At 43.0% G+C, this 24,782-nt stretch carries 18 protein-coding genes and 1 riboswitch; of the genes, 9 read left to right on the top strand and 9 right to left on the bottom strand.

The annotated features are described in order from the left end of the window. Positions 1-33: 33 nt before the first annotated feature. From thiB to hldE, 4 genes are all read right to left on the bottom strand, one after another. Positions 34-1,047, bottom strand: a complete 1,014-nt coding sequence (gene thiB, locus I8J31_RS04005; protein ID WP_199467002.1) for a thiamine ABC transporter substrate binding subunit — start codon at positions 1,045-1,047, stop codon at positions 34-36. A gap of 78 nt (positions 1,048-1,125) precedes the next feature. Then, positions 1,126-1,248, bottom strand: a riboswitch (TPP riboswitch). Between the two features lie 22 nt (positions 1,249-1,270). Beyond that, positions 1,271-2,497, bottom strand: a complete 1,227-nt coding sequence (locus tag I8J31_RS04010) for a 3-deoxy-D-manno-octulosonic acid transferase (RefSeq protein ID WP_199467003.1) — start codon at positions 2,495-2,497, stop codon at positions 1,271-1,273. A gap of 2 nt (positions 2,498-2,499) precedes the next feature. Next, a complete protein-coding gene (gene msbA / locus I8J31_RS04015; protein ID WP_199467004.1) occupies positions 2,500-4,311 on the bottom strand; it encodes a lipid A export permease/ATP-binding protein MsbA in 1,812 nt (603 codons plus the stop codon). Continuing rightward, positions 4,312-5,739: a bifunctional D-glycero-beta-D-manno-heptose-7-phosphate kinase/D-glycero-beta-D-manno-heptose 1-phosphate adenylyltransferase HldE gene (gene hldE / locus I8J31_RS04020; protein ID WP_199467113.1), complete on the bottom strand. Its 1,428-nt coding sequence runs from the start codon at positions 5,737-5,739 to the stop codon at positions 4,312-4,314. It abuts the gene before it with no gap. Positions 5,740-5,847: 108 nt separating this feature from the next. Here hldE and I8J31_RS04025 point away from each other — a divergent pair, with 108 nt between their 5' ends. From I8J31_RS04025 to I8J31_RS04050, 6 genes are all read left to right on the top strand, one after another. Beyond that, positions 5,848-6,990: an AGE family epimerase/isomerase gene (locus I8J31_RS04025; RefSeq protein ID WP_199467005.1), complete on the top strand. Its 1,143-nt coding sequence runs from the start codon at positions 5,848-5,850 to the stop codon at positions 6,988-6,990. Positions 6,991-7,056: 66 nt separating this feature from the next. Further along, positions 7,057-8,004 (top strand): ADP-glyceromanno-heptose 6-epimerase, encoded by a 948-nt coding sequence (rfaD, locus tag I8J31_RS04030; RefSeq protein ID WP_199467006.1) that lies wholly within the window; start codon positions 7,057-7,059, stop codon positions 8,002-8,004. After that, positions 7,997-9,001 carry a lipopolysaccharide heptosyltransferase II gene (gene waaF, locus I8J31_RS04035; RefSeq protein WP_199467007.1) on the top strand — a complete coding sequence of 335 codons (1,005 nt, stop codon included), beginning with the start codon at positions 7,997-7,999 and terminating at the stop codon, positions 8,999-9,001. The genes rfaD and waaF overlap by 8 nt, the downstream gene beginning before the upstream one ends. Next, positions 8,998-9,930, top strand: coding sequence for a glycosyltransferase family 9 protein (locus tag I8J31_RS04040; protein WP_199467008.1), 933 nt, complete (start codon positions 8,998-9,000; stop codon positions 9,928-9,930). The genes waaF and I8J31_RS04040 overlap by 4 nt, the downstream gene beginning before the upstream one ends. Further along, positions 9,930-10,712, top strand: a complete 783-nt coding sequence (locus tag I8J31_RS04045; RefSeq protein WP_199467009.1) for a glycosyltransferase family 2 protein — start codon at positions 9,930-9,932, stop codon at positions 10,710-10,712. Before I8J31_RS04040 ends, I8J31_RS04045 begins: the two co-directional genes overlap by 1 nt. A 19-nt stretch (positions 10,713-10,731) precedes the next feature. Beyond that, complete coding sequence (locus I8J31_RS04050) at positions 10,732-11,775, top strand: glycosyltransferase family 4 protein (protein ID WP_199467010.1); 1,044 nt, start codon at positions 10,732-10,734, stop codon at positions 11,773-11,775. Between the two features lie 3 nt (positions 11,776-11,778). Here the strand turns inward: I8J31_RS04050 and I8J31_RS04055 are convergent, their stop codons facing one another. The 5 genes from I8J31_RS04055 to I8J31_RS04075 form a co-directional block, all read right to left on the bottom strand. Then, entirely contained in the window at positions 11,779-13,179 is a 1,401-nt protein-coding gene (locus tag I8J31_RS04055) for a mannose-1-phosphate guanylyltransferase/mannose-6-phosphate isomerase (RefSeq protein WP_325101167.1), read from the bottom strand. 127 nt (positions 13,180-13,306) lie between these two features. Then, complete coding sequence (locus tag I8J31_RS04060; protein WP_199467012.1) at positions 13,307-14,725, bottom strand: esterase-like activity of phytase family protein; 1,419 nt, start codon at positions 14,723-14,725, stop codon at positions 13,307-13,309. Between the two features lie 213 nt (positions 14,726-14,938). Beyond that, complete coding sequence (locus I8J31_RS04065; protein WP_233402570.1) at positions 14,939-16,768, bottom strand: ATP-binding protein; 1,830 nt, start codon at positions 16,766-16,768, stop codon at positions 14,939-14,941. A gap of 204 nt (positions 16,769-16,972) precedes the next feature. Beyond that, positions 16,973-18,574, bottom strand: a complete 1,602-nt coding sequence (locus I8J31_RS04070) for an isocitrate lyase (protein WP_199467013.1) — start codon at positions 18,572-18,574, stop codon at positions 16,973-16,975. Positions 18,575-18,647: 73 nt separating this feature from the next. Then, complete coding sequence (locus I8J31_RS04075; protein WP_199467014.1) at positions 18,648-20,822, bottom strand: malate synthase G; 2,175 nt, start codon at positions 20,820-20,822, stop codon at positions 18,648-18,650. Positions 20,823-20,966: 144 nt separating this feature from the next. Here I8J31_RS04075 and I8J31_RS04080 point away from each other — a divergent pair, with 144 nt between their 5' ends. From I8J31_RS04080 to I8J31_RS04090, 3 genes are all read left to right on the top strand, one after another. Further along, entirely contained in the window at positions 20,967-22,493 is a 1,527-nt protein-coding gene (locus tag I8J31_RS04080; RefSeq protein ID WP_199467015.1) for a DUF3612 domain-containing protein, read from the top strand. Between the two features lie 134 nt (positions 22,494-22,627). Next, positions 22,628-23,269: a class I SAM-dependent methyltransferase gene (locus I8J31_RS04085; protein ID WP_199467016.1), complete on the top strand. Its 642-nt coding sequence runs from the start codon at positions 22,628-22,630 to the stop codon at positions 23,267-23,269. A gap of 235 nt (positions 23,270-23,504) precedes the next feature. Beyond that, entirely contained in the window at positions 23,505-24,719 is a 1,215-nt protein-coding gene (locus I8J31_RS04090) for a phosphoribosyltransferase family protein (protein WP_199467017.1), read from the top strand. Positions 24,720-24,782: the final 63 nt, after the last annotated feature.

Below are 24,782 nucleotides of genomic sequence, written 5' to 3' on the forward strand. Positions count from 1 at the left end.
AGAGCGGGAAGCAACCCTAAATGCCTGTTTAGCTTATCGAGTTGTGGCATTCAACCACTCATTGACCCATGCCTTACGATTTTTCGCCACGTCAGCCGCCGGCAAGACTATGTTTTTAGTTGGCTTCAATGCACTATCAAACGCAGCGGGGAGCTTCTCGTCTAAAGCAACAACAGGCAACATCCAGTTTCCAGTGGGAATAACAGACTGAAAGCCCGGCTGTAGAATAAATTGCATGAAACGTTTTGCCAGTTCAGGGTGCGGTGCACTCTTCATCATAGCAGCGACTTCAACTTGAGGGTACAAACCTTCCCTCGCATCAGCGGCTTTATATTTTTTCTCGCCTTCTGCCACAATATGATAAGCAGGAGACGTGGTATAGCTCAATACAAGATCCGCCTCACCTTTCAAAAACAGGCCATAAGCATCAGACCAGCTTTTGGTAACAGTGACCGTATGAGTCGCTAAACGGCCCCATGCTTGTGCAGCCTTGTCACCATAGATAGATTTCATCCACAACAACAGACCTAGGCCCGGCGTGCTGGTTCTAGGGTCTTGATAAATGACTCGTAGATCTTGATTGTCAACGATGTCTTTTAAACTGGTTGGCGGGTTTTTAAGGGTTTCAGAATTATAAATAAAAGCGAAATGCCCTTGATCAAACGGCACAAAGGTTTTGTCATTCCAGCCACCAGCTACCGTGACATTCGAAGTATCTACCGAGTGATTGGCAAGTAAACCAGTCTTCTTAGCCGCTTCCATCAAATTAAGATCAAGCCCTAACAAAACATCGGCTTCAGATGCTTTACCTTCCAACTGAGCACGGGAAAGAATACCGACAGAAGAGTCTAGCGCGACGAAATTTAACTCACAGTCGCACTCTTTCTCAAAATTGGCTTTGATTTTTGGACCTGGGCCCCAGTCAGAGGCAAAGGCATCATAGGTATAAACATTAAGCGTTTCTGTCGCCAGAGTCGCAGAAGAAAAAGTCACGCTTAAAGTCAGTAAAGAGGTGGAAAATAAAGAAGTTAACGAAAGTTTGTTCAAGGTGTCGCTCCTAAAAATAAGTGAGCGGCGTACAGGAAAGTAGCAAGATACTGTTTTCAAACGACAGCATTACTGTCGCTCAACTTGCGATCTCGATTCCTACGCCAGCATAATCTGGATCAGGTTCGGTGGGTTAGCGATCAATTCGCTTCTCAGCTCTAGTCTTTCCAATAAAAGTCTAGAGCACCCCATGAGATAATGAACGCTTATTGTAAAGAGTCCCTCAGTGGAAGTCTATTTCCGATAACACTCGCGTAACAGCACCTTGATTCTGTTCGGTAAAGCGCAAAGCTAACTGCCCTAAGCGCTGCCGCTGGGAAGCATTACCAGCAAGCGAAATAACTTGCCCTTGTAATTGTGTTTCGTCCTGACAACGAATAGCAGCATGAGCTGATAATAGCTGGCTGGTAATATCTGCAAAGTTAAAGGTGAAAGGCCCAACTAAAGTCGCCTTTCCCAACAAAGCAGGTTCAATAGGATTATGTCCGCCACGTTGAATCAAGCTACCACCAACAAAAGCCAAGTCAGAAGCTTGATAATAATGCATTAACTCACCCATGGAGTCGCCAATCACCACGTCAAAATCACACCAGCTTTCCAATGGCGTTTGACCACGTAGCGCCACTCGGTCAAACTGCTGCCTTGCCAGTTCATAAACCGCCTCAAAGCGCTCAGGATGACGTGGCACTAAAATTAACAAAGCATCGGATCGCTTTTCTAAAAGCGCTTTATGCACTCGTAACAAGATTTCATCTTCACCTTGATGAGTACTGCCACCTACCCATACAAAACGACGACCAAGTTGATCATACCAATTGTCTTGTAACACCTCATCGGGTACAGAAAGATCAAATTTGATACTGCCCGTCACTAATACTTTCTTAGCTCCCAAGGCGATAAAACGTTCTGCATCTGCTTGAGCATGACTCAAAAAGCTGTCTGGCAACTGAAATAAAGGGCGAGATATAAGAGAAAATTTTTGATAGCGAAGAAAGGAACGCTCACTCAAACGAGCATTCACCACGTCAACTCGTAAACCTCGACGCTTAGCCTGCACCAATAAATTCGGCCAGAGTTCAGTTTCAACAATCAATAAATGCTTACAGTCGAGCCTACTGAATGCTCTTTTCACACTAAAGCGCCAATCCATTGGCAAATATCTATGCTCAGCAAAAGGAAAGGTTTTCTTGACCTGTTCTGCCCCAGTGGGCGTCATCGTGGTAATCAACAATTGCTGTGTAGGGAATTTTTCACACCACTGGGCGACTAATGGACGCACCGCCAAAACTTCACCTACCGAAGCACAATGAATCCACAAATCCGCTTTAATCATGGGCCAAAAGCCTAACGCTTCTCTAGTACGGTAGTGTTTATAATTTTGGCTAAAACGTCGTACCTTGATCAAAATAAGCGGCGTTAAAAAAAATAGAGCAAGACGATACAGCCACATAATTAGGAATTCTCAATCGTAATAGCTGGCGGCGTTTCACTAAACTGCTGATTATGTAGCTGTGCATAGGCACCATTCATTGCTAGCAATTCGCTATGGGAGCCTTTTTCAACAATTTCCCCATGATCCACTACGGCAATAATATCAGCGTTTTCAATAGTGGATAATCGGTGGGCAATCGCAATGGTGGTACGGTTTTCCATCAGGTTTTCTAACGCCAATTGAATCGCTCGCTCAGACTCTGTATCTAAAGCGGAAGTCGCCTCATCCAAAATCAAAATAGGCGCATTTTTCAAAATAGCCCTGGCAATGGCAATGCGCTGACGCTGACCACCGGATAACAACACACCATTTTCGCCAACTAACGTGTCCAATCCAGCATCTAACTCTTGGATAAACTCCCAAGCATTTGCAGCTTTCGCCGCTTCAATGACGGTGTTTTCGTCCGTATCTTGCAAATAACCATAGGCAATATTGTCGCGAATTGTTCCGTTAAAAAGCACCACTTGCTGATTTACTAAAGCAATATTTTGACGCAAATCTTTCAATTGATAGTCATTAATAGATAAACCATCAATATACAACTGCTCATCACCAACATCATAAAAACGTGGTATGAGATTCGCCATAGTAGACTTGCCACTGCCAGAACGCCCTACCAAAGCTAATGTTTTACCCGCTGATAAAGATAGGGTTATCTCTTTTAATGCTGTCTTTTCGGCGCCTGGATATTGAAAAGACATAGAACGCCATTCAATCTCCCCTTTTAAGCGATCAATAGATTTAGAACCTTTATCAACCTCTTCATCCATATCTAAAAATTCAAAAATGCTATAGGACGCAGCAATGCCCTTTTGTAAGATGCTGTTCACATCTGTTAACTGACGCATGGGCTTACCCAACATGCCGGCGGCAGTAAGAAAAGCAATAAAGTCACCTGGGGTCATATTGGAGCTAATCGATGGGCTCAATGCGAACCAAATTAAAATGGCCATCGCAAAGGCAAGAATAAACTGCACCAGCGGCACATTAAGTGACTTGGTCATCTCCATCTTCAACTGCGAGCGTCTATTTTCATTCGCCGCTTTGCGAAAGCGTTCTCTTTCATATTCGGTTCCACCAAATATTTTCACCACTTCATGACCCTTAATGGCTTCAGAAGCAACATCGGTTACCCCACCCATGGCATTTTGGATGCGAGTACTTAGTTTGCGAAAACGTTTAGAAGCATACGAGACGACAAATCCTATAAGCGGAACCACGAGCAAAAACAATATAGATAAACGCCAATTCATGTAGAGCATATAGCCCAACAGTCCAACAACAGTTAAACCTTCGCGTAATAAAACACGTATTGCCTGCGTAATCGAGCCGATAACCTGCTCAGTATCATAAGTTAACTTTGCTAATAGGCGGCCAGTTGGTATGGAATGATAATAACTTGAAGGAAGCAATACTAACTTATTAAACATACTTGTACGTAAGTCATAAACAACATTATTCGCCACCTTCGCCATGAAATAGCCACCTAAAAAAGTGCCAATACCACGACAAATGAAAATCCCCAAAATAGCCAACGGAATCAGAGTGCGGCTTTCTGTTATTTTCCCTTCAGACACGACATCTACGATATGCTTCATCAGCCCAGCTAAAGCGGGTTCCATCGCGGCATAAATCAAATAACCGATCACACTGAGAAGCAAATACAGCCACGAAGAACGAACGTAACCAAGTAGACGTAAATATATCTTTACACCAGATACAGGGGCTTTTGAAAGAACCTCGTCAGTCTGTATATTGTCATGGTCTTGCATTTATAAGTTCGCTTTTTCAATAATAGATGTCGTTGAATAACCATCAACAAAGGTTAGTACCTTTACTTCCCCACCATGTTCTAAAACATGCTGCGCACCAACGATATTATCAACAGTATAATCTCCACCTTTGACAAGCACGCTAGGTGTTAATGCTTCAATGATTTCTTTCGGCGTGTCTTCATCAAACCAGGTTACCCAATCAATTGAGCCCATCCCTTCGAGTACAGCCATGCGATGAGTAAGGTCATTAATTGGTCGCTTATCACCTTTGAGGCGTTTTACAGAGGCATCCGTATTAACAGCAACGACCAGTCGATCACCAAGCGCTTTAGCTTGCTTCATGTAAGCCACATGGCCCGGATGAAGAATATCGAAACAGCCATTAGTAAAAACGACTTTTTCGCCATTCATTTGTGCGAGTTTGATTTGTTCTAATAGGTCTTCAGGAGACAACACACCAAAATTAGTGGTATGTGTCCTTTGATACATAATGGCTTCTAATTGCTCTGCACTAATAGAGGCCGTCCCTAATTTACCGACCACATAACCTGCCGCTTGATTGGCATATTCCACTGCATCAATAAAGCGCTTGCTGGTCACGTACACAGCCGTCAATACCGCCACCACAGTATCGCCAGCCCCGGTCACATCAAATACTTCTTTTGCCGCTGTCGCTAATGAAAACGCAGGTTTATCATCTTCCAGCAAGACCAAACCATCTTCACCACGAGTAACAAGAAGTGCTTTCCAGCCAAATTGCTCACGCAATGCTTTGGCTTTATCTTCTAACTCTTTGGAGGAGCGGCATTTACCCACAATATTTTCGAATTCAAGTAAGTTGGGTTTTACTAAGGTCGCGCCCTGATAGATGGAGAAGTCATCCCCTTTCGGATCAACAAAGCTAGGAACACCTTCCGCATTGGAAAGCTGGATAAGGCTCTGTACATCGGCTAAACAACCTTTTGCATAATCAGAGTAAATTACCGCATTAGAATAAGGTAGGCAGTCTTTCACCATGGCGGCGACAGCATCATTCTGAGATAAGCTATCCGTTCGTTCTTCAAAGTCTAAACGGATAAGTTGCTGATGACGACTCATCACACGTAGTTTAGTGATAGTCGGTAAATCTAGAGATTGCACAAAGCGACAAGCCACGCCTTCTGCTTCAAGACAACGCTCAAGCACAGTAGCATTATCATCATTGCCCACCACACCAACCAGTGTCACCGCGACACCTAATTTGGCTAGCCCAAGCGCCACATTCGCTGCACCACCGGGACGATCTTCGATATTTGAAACTTTCACCACTTGAACTGGCGCTTCTGGAGAAATACGAGACGTGCCACCATGCCAGTAACGATCCAACATCACATCACCCACCACGAGGATGTGTTTATCTTTAAAATTCAAATACGAAGAGTTCATAGTCACATAATAATCGATTTTTGAGAGCGCTCATCTTATCATACTCCCCCAGTAAGTTGGACATACCTAAATGACAACTAAATCACAAAAGATGAGGCTATTTACATCATGCTAAATTCCACTCTATCGTCCTGCCAAGGCTTTCTTTTTAAACAACTATTAGCCAATTGGTCTCACTATGGAATTGATGCAGAACAAGGCTTTAGCTACGAAAGCATGAATCATGACTGGACCCGTAATGAAGTCGGTCGTGTTCGCTTATTAACCCAGTGTCGACAGCTGTATACCTTCAGCCATGCATACCAACTTACCCAAGAAAGCGACTATCAGAGCAAGCTAACGCCTCTCTTCGATTTTATTGTCGCTAAATATTTTAAAGACGAACGCTGGATATTCTCTCTCAATGACGATTTAAGCATCAAGGACACACAATCTGACGCCTATGCATTAGCCTTTGTGCTCTTGTCTTTTAGCCATTATTTTCAAGCAACAGGCGATGATCAAGCCTTGCCGTACATGAAGTTGACACACCAGTTTTTAGAGGAAAAGATGCAAGCCCAGTCCGGTGGTTTTTACGAAGCTTTTCCTGTGGATGTAACACAGGTTCGCCGTCAAAATCCGCATATGCACTTACTTGAAGGCTACATCGCCGTCTTTAATGCCACCCAAGATGACACCTATAAACAAGCTATTCAATCATTACTGTCACTTGCTCTTGAGCACTTTTACGACTCAAAAACAAAGGCCCTAAGGGAGTTTTTTACCAGCGATTGGAAAGCCCACCCAGAAATAGGCAACCAGGTTGAGCCTGGACACCATTTTGAATGGGTATGGCTGCTTTATCAGGCGAATAAAATCCTACCAAATACAAGTTACATTGAGCTTGCCCAACATCTATGGACTACGGCTATTCGTCATGGGATGGCAGACAACGGCGGAATTTATAATCAAATAGACGCTAATTCTTATCAAGCGCTAGACAAAGAAAAACGCATTTGGCCTATTACCGAATATCTAAAAGCCGTTACGGTAATTTCAATTGGCCAAGAAGAAAAACAGCACCGTCTAGAAAGCGCTTTAACTTTCATGCAGCGACACTACTTTTTAGATAATGGTCGCTGGAATGAATACCTAGACGAGTACAACCAAGCAAAAAACTTCCCTTTGCCAGGCACCAGCAGCTATCACATTTTTCTCGGCCTAGCGGAAGTGCTAACATGGGCGCAAACAAATACGGACTTTACTCTTTAATTTTATGACAGAGTCTTGTTCCCATTAAAGTAAAGAGTCTTAAACACTATTTCAGGACAGCAAGCTATGTATATAGTCACTGGCGGTGCCGGTTTTATCGGCAGCAACATCATCAGATCACTCAATCAAAAAGGCATTCGTAATATCCTATTGGTTGACGATCTCACCGACGGAAAAAAATGTTTAAACCTTTCAGATTTAGACATTGCGGATTACATGGATATGCATGATTTTCTAGATGCTATTAAAAGCGGTACGCTTGGTGTGACACCAACCGCTGTTTTTCATGAAGGCGCTTGTTCTGCAACGACAGAATGGAATGGCAAATACGTTATGGATGTTAACTACCAATATTCCAAAGCCGTATTAGACTTTTGCTTAATCCATAAAGCTCCCTTCTCCTATGCATCTTCCGCCTCAGTATATGGTTCTGGACCTATTTTCGAAGAATCCCGTGAAAACGAAAAACCATTAAACATGTATGCCTACTCTAAATTTCAGTTCGACCAATACATTCGTGCCGTACTACCCACAGCAAAAAGCCAAATCGTTGGCTTTCGTTACTTCAATGTATATGGCCCACGCGAACAACATAAAGGCAGCATGGCAAGCGTAGCTTTTCATTTACGCAATCAAGTATTAGATGGTGAAAACCCAAAACTATTTGGCGCCTACGACGGGTACGAAGCGGGCGGCCAAAGCCGTGACTTTATCTATGTGGAAGACTTGGTAAACACCAAACTTTGGTTCCTAGATAATGCGGAAAAATCAGGCATATTTAACTTAGGTACCGGTAATGCAGAACCCTTTAGAACAATAGCTGAAACCGTTATTAGCCACTACGGAAAAGGAGAAATAGAATACATTCCTTTCCCAGAACATCTAAAAGGCGCATACCAAAGCTTTACTCAAGCAGACATTTCTAAGCTGCGAGATACTGGCTACACTGGCAACTTCCGCGGCTTAGCTCAAGGCGTTCAAGATTATCTTAATTGGTTAGATGCGAATGGCTAAATACCTAATTGTAGGCCCTTCTTGGGTTGGTGACATGGTCATGGCCCAAAGTCTCTTCATCACACTAACACAGCTTGATCCAGAGGCCGTTATTGATGTCATTGGCCCAAACTGGTCCCTGCCTATCTTGGCCCGCATGCCGCAGGTTCGTAATGCCATTGCTCTGCCAACAGGCCATGGCGAATGGGGCATCAGCACACGTAGGAAACTAGGTCACTCCCTACGGAACGAAGCTTATGACGAAGCGATCGTAATGCCTCGTTCATGGAAATCGGCTCTCGTACCTTTTTTTGCAAAAGTAAGACACAGAGTTGGCTTTCACGGCGAACAACGTTATTTCCTGCTAAATGAGCGCCGGAAATTAGACAAAAACATTTTAAACCAAACCGTAAAACGTTTTGTTTCTCTTGGTTTACCTGAGTCTGAAGCTTACCCGCCAAAAAACACTCCAGCACCAATACTAGATATTGACCCGGATAATCAGCAAGCACTCTACAAAACCTATAATCTCAGCAACCGACCAGCCCTTGCTCTTATGGCTGGAGCAGAATTTGGTCCATCAAAGCAATGGCCCATTAGCTACTTTCATGAAGTCGCAAAAAGTGCGATTGATGCAGGCTATCAAGTTTGGACATTAGGTGGTCCCAAAGATCAAGAAGATGGCGAAAACATCGTTAAAGACTTAGGAGTGTTTGCTGTCAACCTATGCGGAAAAACACAATTAGTAGACGCGATCGATTTATTAGCCGCGGCTAAAAAAGTCGTTAGTAATGATTCCGGCCTAATGCATGTAGCCGCAGCGGTAGGGACAGAAGTTCATGGTATATACGGCTCAACCAGCGAACTATTTACGCCTCCATTAACTGACAAAAAAACAATCCATAATCTACACCTTGAATGCTCTCCTTGTTTTAAACGAATATGTCCACTAGAACATACTAATTGTCAGAACCAACTAACTCCTAACGTAATTATAAGGGCCGTCATTTCACAATGAATCTTGCATTACTTAGAAATAGACCGCATTTTGGGGCTCAAATAACGACTATTCCAGTACTTTTTTTCTTCTTCCAAAACTACGGAGAACAAAACCCTATCACTCTTTTAGCAAAAAGCGATGTTGCATGGGTTTATAATCAGCTTCCATGGGTAAAAGAATGTATTCATTCAAAAAGTAAACTTACAGACTTTAAAAAGCTTAGACATTGCGACAACCTGCTTAATTTACGGCCCCGCAATCGACTTCCGATCATTTTATATAAATTACTTAAGGGTGGAAGTATCTTTGATCTTGTAAAAAATGATTTTCTTGTGCACCTTACATCTGAAAAACATAACGTCCTATCCGAGGAAGAATATAGAGCCCTCGCCTATCTGAAAATTTTTATAAAAGAACAATACAAATTATTACAAGCACTTAAGGCTCCTTTTCTGGAATTAATGCAAGACTCGAAATTGATTCTCGAAAAAGCAGAACTAAATATCTTAATGATGCCTGGCGGCGGGGCCGGGGAAATAAAAAAGTGGGGGATCAATAACTTTCTTACTGCAGGAAAATCCATTGCTGACAAACTCGAAAAAAAATGCCATGTTCATGTATTATTAGGACCTGATGAAAAAGAAGAAATTCAGAAAATACAAGAGTTGAAGATAGCCAACCTATCTCTTCACATTAATATTCCTCTAAATGATATTGCCAAACTAGTTGATCACTGCGACCTAACAATCGCAAATGATTGCGGCCCCTCTCATATAGCACAATGCATGCAGAAGCCATACCTAGGTCTGTTTAGAGAGCCAAATACTGAATGGTTCCTTAGCCATGCAAAGTCAGTTAAAGTACTTCCACAAAAAGGAAATAACATCAAAACGATTTCCACCAAAAGCGTAACAGAAATCGCTGTTAATTTATTAAAGAGTCAATAATGAAAATTTCAGGCAATATCATCACCTTAAACGAAGAAAAAAATATTGCAGACTGCATAAAATCGATGCTGGAAGTATGTGACGATATAGTGGTTGTTGACTCAGGCAGTACCGATAAAACAATAGAAATCGCCCAAAGCTTAGGCGCAAATATCGTGAATCAGCCTTACCTCGGCGATGGTTTTCAAAAAAATGTCGCTCTAAAACATACACAAAATGACTGGGTATTGAGCCTTGATGCCGATGAACGACTTACACCAGAAATGACCAACAGTATTAAAAAATTAGACTTAACCACACAAATCGAGGCTTTTTCTTTTCGCCGCCGTAATATGATTGGTAGCCGCTGGATAAAGCAATGTGGTTGGTATCCAGACCGCTGTATTCGCCTTTATAACAGTAAAAAAGTGGAGTTTTCAAATGTAAAGCAACACGCCAGCATTCAAGCTAAAAACGTCAAACACATTGATGCTGATATCATCCATTTTTCTTTTAAAAATATAGGTGAGCTTTTTGCTAAGCCAGGAAGGAACTTTAGTGGCCGGGCCGCTAAAATAATGTTCGCTAAAGGTAAAAAAGCGAATGCCTTTTCACCTTTCATACATGGACTTAATGCCTTTGTTCGTAAATATATATTTCAACGAGGATTCCTAGGTGGGGTCGATGGTATGACAGTAGCATTAAGCTCTGCCATCAATAGTTATTTGAAATATGCAAAATTGCTTGAATATCAACGAGACCCTAGTGTCACCAAACAAGACGACTTTAATAACATTTGGTAATTAAATAGAGCGCATTATTTTGGAAAAAACACTTACGATACTACACGTTAATTTAGCCAAAAATTTTCGCGGTGGAGAAAGGCAAACAGAACTATTAATCAGAGCGCTCTCTAATAAAACAAACATAAAGCAAATTCTGGCCTGTCGAGTCGATTCTCCATTAAAACAAAAGCTCACGGATATTAAAGATCTTGTGTTCGTAACAGCCAATCATCAGCTAGAAGGGCATTTCTCTGCACCATCAGCCGACATTGTTCATGCCCATGAAGCAAAAGCGGTTCACTGGGCTTGGCTCCATAAAGTTATTAGAAAAACACCCTATATACTCACTAGGAGGGTTGATACACCAGTCAAAGATCGCTGGTTTAATCAAAAGACCTATCGAAATGCCAGTGTACTCGTCGGTATCTCGACTTTAATATCAAACCATATGCGTGAAAAAAACTGGGGAGAAGTCTGTCAAATACCCAGCGTCCTAGCCCATTTAATATCGGACGAAGCAATAAGCAATGAATTTAGATCTCTTTTCCCAGACAAAATCATTGTTGGTCATATTGGTGCTTTAGTCGACAAACATAAAGGCCAAAAGGTCTTAATCGAATCAGCAAACATACTAGAACAGAGCAACCCTGAACTACACTTTGTTTTTTTTGGGGATGGTGCAGATGAAGAAGAATTACAACAATTATCACAGGACAATAACAATATTAGCTGGATGGGCTTCAAACCGAATATTGGGGATTACATTCCTACTTTTGATATTTTTGCCTTTCCTTCTAGAAACGAAGGCTTAGGCTCTACATTACTCGATATTATGGATGCAGGCGTACCAATAGTTGCGGCCAATGTAGGAGGTATTCCTGATATTGTAATCCATGAAGAAACTGGCTTACTCGTACCTCCTAATGACAGTGAATCATTAGCACAAGCCATTATTAAGTTGAGCCTAGATAAACCGCTACAGTCAAGGCTTACAGAGTGCGCAAAATCAAGACTAGAAAAATACACACCTAAAGCGATGGCCGATAGTTACCACAGCCTATATAAAAAAATAACTTCTTAATTATTAGCGCCCATAGCAGTCACTAAAACGCACGATATCATCTTCTCCAAGATAGCTGCCGGATTGCACTTCCACCAGTTCAAGAGGGGCTTCACCCGGGTTTTCAAGGGAATGAATTTCACCCACAGGAATGTAGGTGGATTCATTTTCTTGTAGAAAAAACACCTGATCCCCTTTTTGTACTTTGGCGGTTCCTGAAACAACAATCCAGTGTTCCGCGCGGTGATGATGCATCTGCACACTGAGTTTCTCGCCTGTTTTCACCGTGATGCGTTTTACTTTATAACGCTCGCCTAGGTCGATGGTTTCATAACTTCCCCAAGGTCGATGCACCAGCTTATGGAACATGTGCTCTTCACGATCACTGTCTTTTACACGCTGGACGATTTTCTTCACATCTTGAGCATAATCTTTATCCATCACTAAAACGACATCAGCCGTTTCTACTATGACTAAATTAGAAACGCCAAGCACAGAAACCAACCTAGATTCTGAACGAATCAAACAATGAGACGAATCCTCAGCGATCACATCGCCTAATATCAAGTTTTGCTGATCATCTTTTTCTGCATAATCATAAAGCGCATCCCAAGTTCCAATATCACTCCAATCTCCCACATAAGGAACTACCTTGGCCTTCTTTGTGAACTCCATAACAGCATAATCGATGGATTCACTTGAGCATTGCAAAAAAGCATCAGGGTCAATACGAACAAAATCCATATCTTCCTTACGACCTCGATAAGCAGTGCAAACCGTCTGATGAATATCACTGCGATAGCAAGCTAACTCATCTAAATAGCGATTCGCCTCGAATAAAAACATGCCGCTATTCCAAAGATAATCCTCTGAAGCAAGATAACCCAAAGCGGTCTCTAAATTAGGCTTTTCAACAAACTCTTCGACACTAAAATCATTACCACAGCGAATATAGCCATAACCTGTTTCAGGACGAGTTGGCCTAATGCCAAACGTCACCAAGTTACCATTTTCTTTCGCTAATAAAATAGCTTGTTGAACAGCCGCTTCAAACGCCTTCACATTTTGAATCTCATGGTCTGCTGGCAACACTAACAGCAATACCTCTTCACCATATTTCTGCTGCGCTTCAAGGGCCGCTAGAGCAATAGCTGGCGCGGTATTACGGCCATAAGGTTCGAGAATAATACTGACGTCTTGAATGCTAAGAGAATGTAATTGCTGAGCAACTAAAAAACGATGATCCTCATGACAAACCACAATGGGCGAACAAGTGCTTAGCCCTGAAAAGCGCAGAACAGTTTCTTGAAATAAGGTGTGCGATACATTGAGCAGATCAATAAAAGGCTTAGGTGAATGGCTGCGGGACAAAGGCCATAAGCGCTCGCCATAGCCACCAGCCAAAATGACAGGAACAATCTTCACAAAGTGCTCTTTTATAGAAAAGGTAAAATGAAAGTATAACAAAGGAAACCAGTGTAACGAAGGATAGAAAAGGAATGTACGAGGATACATTCCTTTTTCTCTTACTCTTCTCTAGGGAAGATAAGCATTAGTTCCCCATCAAGTCTGCCTTAATGATATAAAGACGATTCGAATCAACCGTGTCTGTATCTAACATTTTTTGCTCTAACTTGCCTTTGGTTGACCAAGCGGCAAAATCGTCATCATTTAACACACCTAAATGGTGTTCATCGATTACCCAAAGACCTTCCATTTTATCGTGTGGATAAGCCACTTCTTTGACCATGTCCACTACCAAGGTTTTGTTAACCGGTTTAATGTCTTTTGCCGCTAGCGCATCCCAACCATTTTTCTCGGTATACTGCTCTAAGGTCAAACCATCAATCATCAACCCATGGCTGACATCACGAGTAATAGAGGACGACAAAGCAACAGTAGAAAGTTTCGTTCCCGTGGTTAAATCGATACGATAAACCTGCTTTTGGGCATTAGGATTTGCCTTCTTAGGACCGCCCAAAAGGAAGCTACCATCCCGCTCAATTACTAAAAATTTATTCGCTGTCAAAGTAGCAATCTCTGAATTGGCATTTTGCGCTTTTTCTTGTCGATACAAATACTGCTCAGTTTTTCCATTGGTTAAATCCACTGTCACTATGCGTGTTATGTCCCCCTTTTGTGCCGCTTTATTTGGATTTTTCATGGTTGACTGCATAATGCCCACCAAGGTGGTTTCATCTGGCGTAATCGCTAGACCTTCCATGCCACGATTAGGGCGGCGATGTTGGAATACGGCAGGCAAATGGAATACATCACGACCATCGTCTTTAAAAGCATTTATACGCCCTATTTCCACGCCATTACTATCAAAATGAACAATATGCGGGCCGTATTCGTCGCTTACCCAAAAAGTGCCATCTTTCAATGCAACTAAACCTTCCCCATCTAAACCATAATCATCCAATTTAATTGGGTTGGTTACCTTGTCATAAGGCTGATCATCATTCATTAACACAGGCTTACCATTGGCATGATATGGCGTTTCCCCCGTTCCTCCCAACGCTGAAGAGTTAGGCAAACCTGAGATCAAACTACCTTCAGGGTGCTTAAGTAAAATAGCTTTCACCATCACGACCTTGCCATCCGCTTCGACTTCGAACAGGCCAATACGAGGAGTATAAGACGCAATAGGGAAACTCTTGCCTTTACCATAGTCCCCCTTGTAGTTGGCATTCGGACCACGATCAGTTAAAGCATAAAACTGATTCGCTTCGCTTGGGTGAGCTGTCATTGCAGAACCATAACCGCCATTACGAATTTCAAACGCTTGATTGGTTTTTCCGTCAATCAAATCACCACGCAATACAGAATAAGGTAACTCGCTACCTTCTTTCGGAAAACTATCCACAAAGTCCGTTGTCCCTTGTGTCGATACCGTCGATACCTTGGTAGCACAGCCACCGATAACAGCCGCAGAAACCAAACTCGCTAACCAGATTTTACCCGTCATTTCTTGCCCCTTTAGTGAATTAGCACTCTTATGATTGTCACTTCAGGGTAAGGGCTTGTGATGACATTTTAATGACCTCCGCTGAAAAGGTGATCCCTAGATATCAACAATAAAAAAGCCAGCATAGCTAAGCTGCTGGCCTTATCACCTCTATCTCGTCAATCAGCACAGGCGTTAATACCTTGCCTTGTTTTAACTTAATACTTTAAAAACTCAATCTAAGCCAACCCAAGAAGCCTTTCCTATTCGAACGCTACTAATAATGGATTCTAAGTCTTCGAACAAAAAAGGCTTGCTTAAAAAGTCATTCATGCCAGACGCCAAACATTTTCGTTTTACCTCTTCCTCAACATGAGCGGTAAGCGCGATAATAGGTGTTTTCTTTAAATGCTTATCCTTTTCAATCTGACGAATGCCTAAAGTGGCTGAAAAGCCATCCATTTCAGGCATATTGCAGTCCATAAAAATGACATCGTAACACTGGGACGAATCAAATTTATCCAGCGCCATGACGCCCGTCTCAGCCAAATCAACAGTGCATCCCAACTTAATAAGAAACTGCTCACAAATCATTTGATTTACATTGTTATCTTCCACTAACAAAATATGCAAACCACCTTGTGCCTCAGCACTTATCACTGATTCTTCTGGGCCTTTTGATACTGGCTCATTCAGCGTTTCATCAACGGGTAAGGTAAATGGAAGTGCTACGGTAAAAACAGTACCAACCCCAACCGTACTCTTCACAGAAATAGTCCCTCCCATAAGATTAACCACCCGCTGAGTAATACTTAACCCCAGCCCTGTCCCTCGAACATTAGGATTAAACTGGTTGACCTGATAAAACTGCTCAAAAATCTGTTGCTGATCTTGAGGCGAAATACCAATACCTGTGTCCCTTACTGCAAAAGACATTATCACTGTACTTTTATCATCACTGTCCTTGCAGGAGACTTCTATGGATATTTCTCCTTCATCAGTAAATTTGAAGGCATTACCAACAAGGTTGTATAAAATTTGATGAAGTCGATAAGAATCCCCTTGTACGAACTCAGGGACATCATGAATAGCGCAGGTTAACTTTATTGCCTTTTCCTCAAACTGGGGTGAAAGCAACAGCATCACGTCATTGACGACATTACGTGAGCTAAATGCGCTTTTTTCTAATTCCAGTTGCTCTGCATTAATTTTGGAGTAATCTAAAATATTATTAATAATGTGCATTAAGGTGCGACCAGCACTATTAATCGCAGTAACTTGCTGCTGCTGCTGCTCACTAAGATCCCCCATAGCCAGCAACTGAGCCATACCCAGCACACCATTCATTGGTGTTCTTATTTCATGGGTCATCGCTGCCAAAAAGTCCGCTTTTGCTTGGCCTGCAAGCTCAGCTTCCACCTTCGCTTTTTCTAACTCTTCGGCTTGAGCTGAAAGCTTTAAATTATCATTCAGTGCCTGCCAATACACACGATTTTGCTGTTTCCCAGTAAGAAAAACAAACACACCGTAGGCACAAATTAAGCTGGCAACGACCCAGTTACCAGGACCATTCAAAAACAGTGCAGCCGATAAAGCAAAGGTAGAGCAGATCAATATACAATAGCTGCGTAAGATCTTATAAGAAGGCGCCAAAACAGTAACGCCACCGATACCTATACCAGCTGTGGCGATCATATTAGCCGTAACAGCTATATTAATGTCTGGATTAACATAATACAGCCAAGCTGTGCTGCTCCCCCAAATAATAGCGGATCCATTGTAGATAAAACTAAGGTAGGCATAGCACGACGAAATATCAATATCATTGGATGAATAGACTTTGAAATACAAAATCAGGCGATACACTTGTAACAGCATAAAACATCCAGAAAACGCACCAATAATGCCTAGATGTTCACGCGCTGGCGTAGAACTGAAAACAATGACCCAAAATGCAAGCAGATAGAAGATTCCCCCATATCTGGCGCGCCTAGCTAAGTCTTTTAAACTAATATCATTGACTTGCTTATTACCCAGTGTATAACGTGAATTATTCAATGACATTCTCAGAATCAATGGTTAAGAGCTTGGATTACATCAGTGAAGAAATCTAATCCATTCAATAATAGTCGCTTTTCAATTGCATTGGAAACCCACTTAAAGTGACTTTATACCATCAAGATGGCCGCTAAGGCATACACCAAAAGGCCAGCAGGGATAAACTGCTGGCCTTTACTATCAATTTCAAGTTAATGGATATTGATTTAATCAAACCACAAATTGGTTCATGGTGTTATCTTTGCCTGAAGCTTTAAGAGCCTGAGCGCCAGAAAAATACTCTTTATGGTCATCACCAATATTCGATCCAGACATATCTTGGTGCTTCACACAGGCCAACCCTTGACGAATTTCTTTGCGCTGTACTTCCAATACATAACCCAACATACCTTGCTCACCAAAGTAATCTTTCGCCAAATTATCGGTCGATAAAGCCGCCGTATGGTAAGTCGGCAAGGTAATCAAGTGATGGAAAATTCCGGCCTGTGCCGCTGCATCTTTTTGGAAAGCGCGAATGCGCTCATCCGCTTCCAAAGCCAATGCCGTACCATCGTAATCTTGCGACATCAGCTGATCACGCTGATATGGCGTCATATTTTCACCTTCAGCCAACCAAGCATCAAATACTTGTTGACGGAAGTTCAATGTCCAGTTGAAAGATGGGCTGTTGTTGTAAACCAACTTGGCATTCGGCACCACATCACGAATACGATTCACAATGGCAGCGATTTGCCCGATATGGGGTTTTTCCGTTTCGATCCACAATAAATCCGCGCCATTTTGCAAAGAGGTAATGCAATCTAACACCACACGATCCACGCCGGTATCCGGCTTAAAGCGCACCAAACCATTAGCTAAACGCGTTGGTTTAATCAGGCGATCACCGAGTTTAACGGCCATATCGCCCGGCTGCATCTGCTGCAAAGAAGTCACTTCTTCTCCATCGATAAAGGCGTTGTATTGCTCAGCCAAATCCCCCGCGTTTTGCGATACAGGAATTTTTTGTGTCAAACCCGCGCCCAACGAATCAGTACGGGCCACAATTACCCCATCGTCCACACCCAATTCTAAAAAGGCGTAACGCACGGCATTAATTTTCGCTAAAAAATCTTCATGCGGAACCGTTACCTTGCCATCTTGGTGACCACATTGTTTTGCATCAGACACTTGGTTTTCGATTTGAATACAGCAAGCCCCCGCCTCAATCATCTTCTTGGCCAACAGATACGTCGCTTCTTCGTTACCAAAGCCTGCATCAATATCCGCAATAATTGGCACCACATGGGTTTCAAAACTGTCGACTTGTTGTTGCACCGCCTGCTCTCGTACCTGATCGCCGGCTTCTCTAGCTTCGTCCATTTCTTTAAACAAATGCTGTAACTCACGAGCATCCGCTTGTTTCAAAAAGGTGTACAATTCTTCAATCAAGGCTGGCACAGAGGTTTTCTCATGCATGGATTGATCTGGCAAAGGACCAAATTCGGAGCGCATCGCCGCGACCATCCAGCCAGACAAATAAAGGTAACGACTGCGTGTCGTGCCAAAGTGCTTCTTAATTGAAATCATCTTCTGTTGACCAATAAAGCCATGCCAGCACCCCAAAGACTGAGTATAGTTAGCAGGATCTTTATCATAGCTCGCCATGTCTTCACGCAGGATTTTGGCGGTATATTTAGCAATATCTAAGCCACTACGAAAGCGATTTTGCAGCTGCATTCTCGCCACCGACTCTGGGTTCATCGCCGCCCATGATGGACCTTGTTGATTAATGATATTACTCGCCTGTTGAGTTTTGTTTTTATACGTTTGCATACTCTTTCTCACTCTATTTAGATTGATAAATGTCGTTTTTCAAATGAATAATTTTTTATAAACCTCTAGCCGATTAACTCACTTCTTTCACCCTCAGTCGGTAAGCGTGAAGCAGGGGTTCGGTATAACCGTTGGGTTGAATAACCCCTTTAAAAATCAAGTCTTGTGCGGCGCGAAAGGCTAAGCTCGACTCAACGTTAGGCATCATCGGACAATAACCTTCGGTACCTTTATTTTGCTCATCCACTACCATGGCCATACGCTGCATCACCTCATCAATTTGCGCTTTAGTGCAAATACCATGGAGCAACCAGTTCGCTAAGTGTTGGCTAGAAATTCGTAAGGTGGCACGGTCTTCCATCAAGCCGACATTGTTAATATCTGGCACTTTCGAACAGCCAACGCCTGCTTCTACCCAGCGCACCACGTAACCCAGCAAACCTTGAACGTTGTTCTCTATTTCCCGCTCAATCACCTTGCTCGATAAGGTCAAACTATTGGGAATAGTTGGAATCGTAAGCAAATCGGTAAAACTCGCTGTAGAACGACGTTTAATACGCTCCTGCACTTCAAAGACATTCACTTGGTGATAATGCAACGCGTGTAAAGTCGCCGCCGTTGGTGAAGGCACCCAAGCTGTATTCGCACCCGCTTTAGGATGGGCTACTTTTGCTTCCATCATCGCCGCCATTTCATCAGGCATGGCCCACATGCCCTTACCTATCTGCGCTTTACCTGGCAAACCACATTGCAAACCGATGTCCACATTGCGATTTTCATAAGCTTGAATCCATGGCTGAGCTTTAATCTGATCTTTTGGTAAAAATGGCCCAGCGTGCATACTGGTATGAATCTCGTCACCAGTTCGATCCAAAAAACCGGTATTAATGAAGAACACCCGTGATTTTGCCTGACGAATACACTCTTTCAGGTTCAAGGTGGTGCGACGTTCCTCATCCATAATGCCGACCTTAACCGTGTTCTCTGGCAAACCTAACATCTGTTCTACGCGTCCAAACAACTGGCAAGCAAACGCCACTTCTTCTGGCCCATGCATCTTGGGTTTAACCACGTAAATGCTGCCGGTGCGGCTATTGCGAATACCGCTTGTACGCTGCAAATCAAGTGCACCAATCAACACAGTCACCACCGCATCCACAATACCTTCAGGCACAAAATTGCCCTGTGCATCCTGCATTAAATCGCATTCCATCAAATGCCCAACATTACGTACCAACAATAGCGAACGGCCATGTAAGCGGTATTCCTTATTATCCAAATCGGTGAAAAAGCGATCAGGGGCCATACGTCGCGTCTGTACTTGTCCGCCTTTCACAAAACGGGCTTCCAAGGTGCCTTGCATCAAACCCAACCAATTGCGGTAAACTTCAACCTTGTCCTCTGCGTCCACCGCGGCAACAGAGTCTTCACAATCCATGATGGTACTTAATGCTGACTCAATCAGGATGTCGTTGATATGCGCTTTGTCTTTGGCGCCATTTTGACCATTACGGTCAAATTGGATTTCCACGTGCAAACCATTATTTTTTAACAATACAGATTCTGGATCACTGCGCTGACCGTTTACCGCCACTAGCTGACAAGGCTGCTGCAACCCGCTCTGACTGCCATCGTCAAAAAAGGCCAATAAATGATGGTAATACATCACATAACTGCTGACGTTTTGATGAGACCCAGTCTCAAGAGGGAATACTTCATCCAAAAAGGCTTTCGCCTTAGCAATCACCAGCTCACCACGCGCCGCGTTATAATTCTGATGAGCCTCCAACCCTGCACTTTTAGGAACCACATCGGTACCGTAAAAGGCATCGTACAAACTGCCCCAGCGAGCATTGGCGGCATTCAATGCAAAGCGCGCGTTCTTCACGGGAACCACTAACTGCGGCCCAGCAAGTGTCGCAATTTCTGCATCCACATTGCTTGTCGTAATACTGAAGTCTTCACCTTCATCGACGAGGTAACCTATTTCACGCAAAAAACCTTCGTAGGCTTGCATATCTAACGGTTGCCCTTGTCGAGCAAGATGCCATTGATCGATCTGCTGCTGCATACGATCTCGGGTCACTAATAGCTGTCGATTAATGGGAGACAGATCCTCGATTAGCTGATCAAGATCATGCCAGAACTTGGTCGGATCAATATCATGAAGTGGCAGTACTTCTTCATTGATGAAGCTGCCAAACTCTGGGTGAATCACATTGTTCTTTTTAGATAGAGGCATATTCATCTCGCTTTCCTTCTTTAGTGAGCTTTATTCTTATCTTTATCAAGTTAGCAATGAGAAAACCCTGTTCCCCTTGCTTGATTTATAGTTTATTCCCAACTAATATAAAATTTCACAATAAGAATTACACAGTGTAAATTTTACAAAATGAAAAATAAAAATAACCTTAATCGCAAAGCCCATTTTTTGGGCACCAAGATTCGCAACCTGCGTAAGCGCAACCGTTTGACCATGGAAGACCTGTCGGCACGATGCATCAAGGTCGACGCGGAATCGGCACCTTCAGTGTCTTATCTGTCGATGATAGAAAGGGGCAAACGCATTCCCAGTGAAGACGTATTGGAAGTTATTGCCGAGGTTTTTCAAAAAAATATCGAATGGTTTCTGGACGATATTCCCGAAGAAGAAGCCATCACTCCATCAAAGGGGTCTGGTGGTGGCATTAACGGCATGGCTTTAGAACCGAACTTTTTATTTTCTAAAGAAATATTACAAATCGCCATACCAGAAATGCTCTCACAAACTGGCACCAGTGGCCGCCAATTTGCTCACTTATTAATTCGCGCACACCAAGAACATCATCAAAATCATTTTCCTGACCTAGAACGTGCCGCTGAAGAAGTCGGACTGAAGCGCTTGCCATTAAGCCTTGACGATATTATCGCCATCACCAAGCAAATGGGCCTACAGATAAAATGGTTTCGTAAGACGCCTTTATCAATATTAGAAAGCATGGGCATTGATGAAAGCCATGTGGTCACGTCATTTTTCGATCCACCAAGTACCATCTACGTAAATCAAATCATGAAAAAACAAGCACAGCGCTTGAAGTACAACCTCGCAGTGCATATTGGTCATGCGGTATTGCACGACAAAGACGGTATGAAAAATGTGCTCGTCACAGGGCGCAATGAAATTACCCCCTTACAAGCACAACACTCAAAAATGCAATCCTCTGGCATGGACGCTCAGGATATTTTGCACGCGTGGCGGGATTTTGAATGTAGCTTTTTTGCAGGCGCTTTATTGTGTCCTAAAGTCCCCTTTCGGCAAATGCTGGATCGTAACGGTTACGAGATCAATACAGCCCAATTAGCAGGCGTTTCAGAGTCCGTGGCCATGCGACGCATGACCGCTGCGTCGCCTTATCCCCACTGGCATTATTTTGATGCCTACGCACCGGGTAAACTCAAAGCCGTGTACAGAGGTAATGGCATTCCCTTACCTTGGGGAAATATGAGTATGGTGGAAGACCCTTGCCAGCATTGGGCGGTATTTCGCATGATCAGCGAACCCACCATAGGCACATCAGCGCAAATATCGATTCTCAATACGGGAGACGAACCACGTATTTATGCTTGTGAATCCGTCAAGGTGCAAGACCTCGCGGGCAACAGCCATGTACTTTGCTCTGGCATCGACCTCAACCCAGCCATCAACGCCCAAGGCAAAGACGCTCTCTCCATCGCTGACGACTTACGCCAAGCCTGTGTAACAAAAGGCGGCTCATCACACATTCCGAAAAGCATTAAGAAGGATCTAATGAGCGTAGCGAAAATCCTCAATATCAACTGGATAGAACGCGGCATAGAAAACGATGCGAGGCTCATCTGCTCACGCGGCGCGGTATGCCCAAGATCACCCAGTTGCTATCAGCAATGTGAGGCGAGTTAGTCTTCTTAATTGGAAAATATTGTTCTTCTGTAACCGCAAAGCCTTGTATCGTTTCATGCTGGTAGACAATTAAAAAGCATTTTAGTATCGACGAGTCAGGTACAAAATAGTAACTAGCCTTTCTCAGGATTGATATGAAACCAAATTATTTAGTTCATGAGGACATCTACATTGCAGCGAAAGAAGCTGGTTGGAATGGTTGGGGTGGTAATCAAGGGTTAGCGGACGCCAAACTGGTTTCACGATTTATGGCGTTGAAAGAAAGACCATCTAAAGGCAAGCTTCTTGAGCTTGGTTGCGGTGAAGGCCATCACTGTCGGACGTTTACAAAGCTGGGTTATGAAACCACGGGGGTGGATATTTCCTCAACAGCGATCGAATGGGCAAAAGAAAAGGCCGTGCTGACTGGCATTAAAAGCCGTTTTTTTGTTGCAGATCTAACCGAGATGTCTTTAACCCTAACCGATAAATATCAAGTCATTATTGATGGAAATTGTCTGCATTGCATCATTGGCAATGACCGCTCTACATTTTTAAACCATACATACAAGGCACTGGAATCTGACGGTATCTTTTTTGTCAGTAGCTTATGCTCGAAAGACAATGACAATCATCAGATCCTGCGCGACGGCATTCCTTATCGACACATAACTTCAATGGAAAATTTAATCACAGAACTGAAAAACATTGGTTTTATCATACTAAAAACCGTGCTTTATGAACGCCAGGATTACAATCACATCACAATCCATGTTAGAAAACCCAGTGAGATATGAGTCTATTCTCTCTACTTCAACAACAACGCATTATAAATACCCTCTACTTGTATTTGCCTTTCATTCTAATTCGTGGGTCTAAAAAAGCTCGCTACCCTTAAATTTTCGCACGAACACAAGCAAAGCAACACAACCTGAAATAAAAAGGCAATTTATCCGCAATCAGCTCTATCGAAACGCGCCCGCACGTATTAAAATCAGCGCAAATCCCCTACCCCTTAGTTAAGGATCTTTCATGCCTTTGTCGACCAGTCAGTCAACTAATGTCGTAGTCGTTAGTAACTCTTCCGATAATCCATTTGCTATTGATATCGCCTATGCAATGGGTCAATACGATGACATCGCTGATTTGATCAGTATGAAACAATTTATGAACTCTGAATTTTGCCCTCGCTTTATATCTGACGAGGCGGATTTTGAGAACATTGGCCGTAAGCTCAAAGGCAAATCTATCGTTATTGTAAGCACCGGTAGCCACACAAAAAGCCGCCAAGAACTCGCAATGACCAACTTCATTATTGCCCGTGCCGCTAAAGAAAACGGTGCCGCACGCGTTATTCTGGTTGAGCCAGATTTGTTCTACAGCGCACAAGACCGAGGCCCACACCATAACCTAGGGGAAACCAGTTTTGAACGTGACTTAAAAGACGTTAAGAAGTTTGATGGCCAACCCTTTACTGCCAAGCTCTATGCACAAATGCTAAAGCTTTCTGGAGTGGACACAGTGATGACCATTCACAACCATTCCGATTCCGTACAGAAAATGTTTAACGAAGTATTTGAAGGTGACTTTCATAACCTAATCCCTTATGAGATTTACGCGCACTATTTGTTGAATTCAAACATATTGAACTACGGCGAAGATGGCGAAGGACTGGTACTTTGTGCTCCAGATAAAGGCGCACGGGACTTCGTAAAAGAGATGTTCAATCGATTGGGGCTCAGCAAAGCAAAATTCATCATGCTAGACAAAGAACGTACCCATGAGCGCAAGGTAGAAATCACCCTACACAAAGAAAGTGAACACACCTTTGACGGTTTAGATGGCGCTAGCATTATCTTATTCGACGACATGGTACGTACCGGCTCTACCGTCGTAAAATCTTGTCAGTTTTTACGACAAATCAATCCGCAACGCATGGTCTTTGCGGTATCGCATTTCTATGCCAGTGACGAAGGACGTGAGCGCATGGCACATCCGGCACTGGGTGAAATTTTAACGCTCAATACGCTACCTACTATTTTGAATCGTGATGAGCAGGGCCGTTTGCGTAAAAAGATGGTGGTATTAAAAGTAGAAAAATGGCTTGCTCAAGAACTGTGTAACATTCTCGACTTACCACAAACTCAAGAAGCTAATCCTTATAAAATTGACATGTCGTCTAAGAATCCTCGGTTCAAACGCAAAATTTGGTTTAGCGAAGAGTTACAAGAACTACAGCCTAAATAAGCATAACCTTCCAGCCTAGCCTATTACGTTGGGCTGGAAGGTTATCGATCTAGAGATTTTCCC

This window comes from Marinomonas transparens, from assembly GCF_016463975.1.
In the GTDB taxonomy this organism is placed as follows: Bacteria; Pseudomonadota; Gammaproteobacteria; order Pseudomonadales; family Marinomonadaceae; genus Marinomonas; species Marinomonas transparens.

Bases quoted from the DNA above. Each gene is read 5' to 3' on its own strand.
- I8J31_RS04010 (WP_199467003.1), bottom strand. From the start codon at position 2,497: ATGTGGCTGTATCGTCTTGCTCTATTTTTTTTAACGCCGCTTATTTTG.
- msbA (WP_199467004.1), bottom strand. From the start codon at position 4,311: ATGCAAGACCATGACAATATACAGACTGACGAGGTTCTTTCAAAAGCC.
- hldE (WP_199467113.1), bottom strand. From the start codon at position 5,739: ATGAACTCTTCGTATTTGAATTTTAAAGATAAACACATCCTCGTGGTG.
- I8J31_RS04025 (WP_199467005.1), top strand. From the start codon at position 5,848: ATGCTAAATTCCACTCTATCGTCCTGCCAAGGCTTTCTTTTTAAACAA.
- rfaD (WP_199467006.1), top strand. From the start codon at position 7,057: ATGTATATAGTCACTGGCGGTGCCGGTTTTATCGGCAGCAACATCATC.
- waaF (WP_199467007.1), top strand. From the start codon at position 7,997: ATGGCTAAATACCTAATTGTAGGCCCTTCTTGGGTTGGTGACATGGTC.
- I8J31_RS04040 (WP_199467008.1), top strand. From the start codon at position 8,998: ATGAATCTTGCATTACTTAGAAATAGACCGCATTTTGGGGCTCAAATA.
- I8J31_RS04045 (WP_199467009.1), top strand. From the start codon at position 9,930: ATGAAAATTTCAGGCAATATCATCACCTTAAACGAAGAAAAAAATATT.
- I8J31_RS04060 (WP_199467012.1), bottom strand. From the start codon at position 14,725: ATGACGGGTAAAATCTGGTTAGCGAGTTTGGTTTCTGCGGCTGTTATC.
- I8J31_RS04065 (WP_233402570.1), bottom strand. From the start codon at position 16,768: ATGTCATTGAATAATTCACGTTATACACTGGGTAATAAGCAAGTCAAT.
- I8J31_RS04070 (WP_199467013.1), bottom strand. From the start codon at position 18,574: ATGCAAACGTATAAAAACAAAACTCAACAGGCGAGTAATATCATTAAT.
- I8J31_RS04075 (WP_199467014.1), bottom strand. From the start codon at position 20,822: ATGAATATGCCTCTATCTAAAAAGAACAATGTGATTCACCCAGAGTTT.
- I8J31_RS04080 (WP_199467015.1), top strand. From the start codon at position 20,967: ATGAAAAATAAAAATAACCTTAATCGCAAAGCCCATTTTTTGGGCACC.
- I8J31_RS04085 (WP_199467016.1), top strand. From the start codon at position 22,628: ATGAAACCAAATTATTTAGTTCATGAGGACATCTACATTGCAGCGAAA.
- I8J31_RS04090 (WP_199467017.1), top strand. From the start codon at position 23,505: ATGCCTTTGTCGACCAGTCAGTCAACTAATGTCGTAGTCGTTAGTAAC.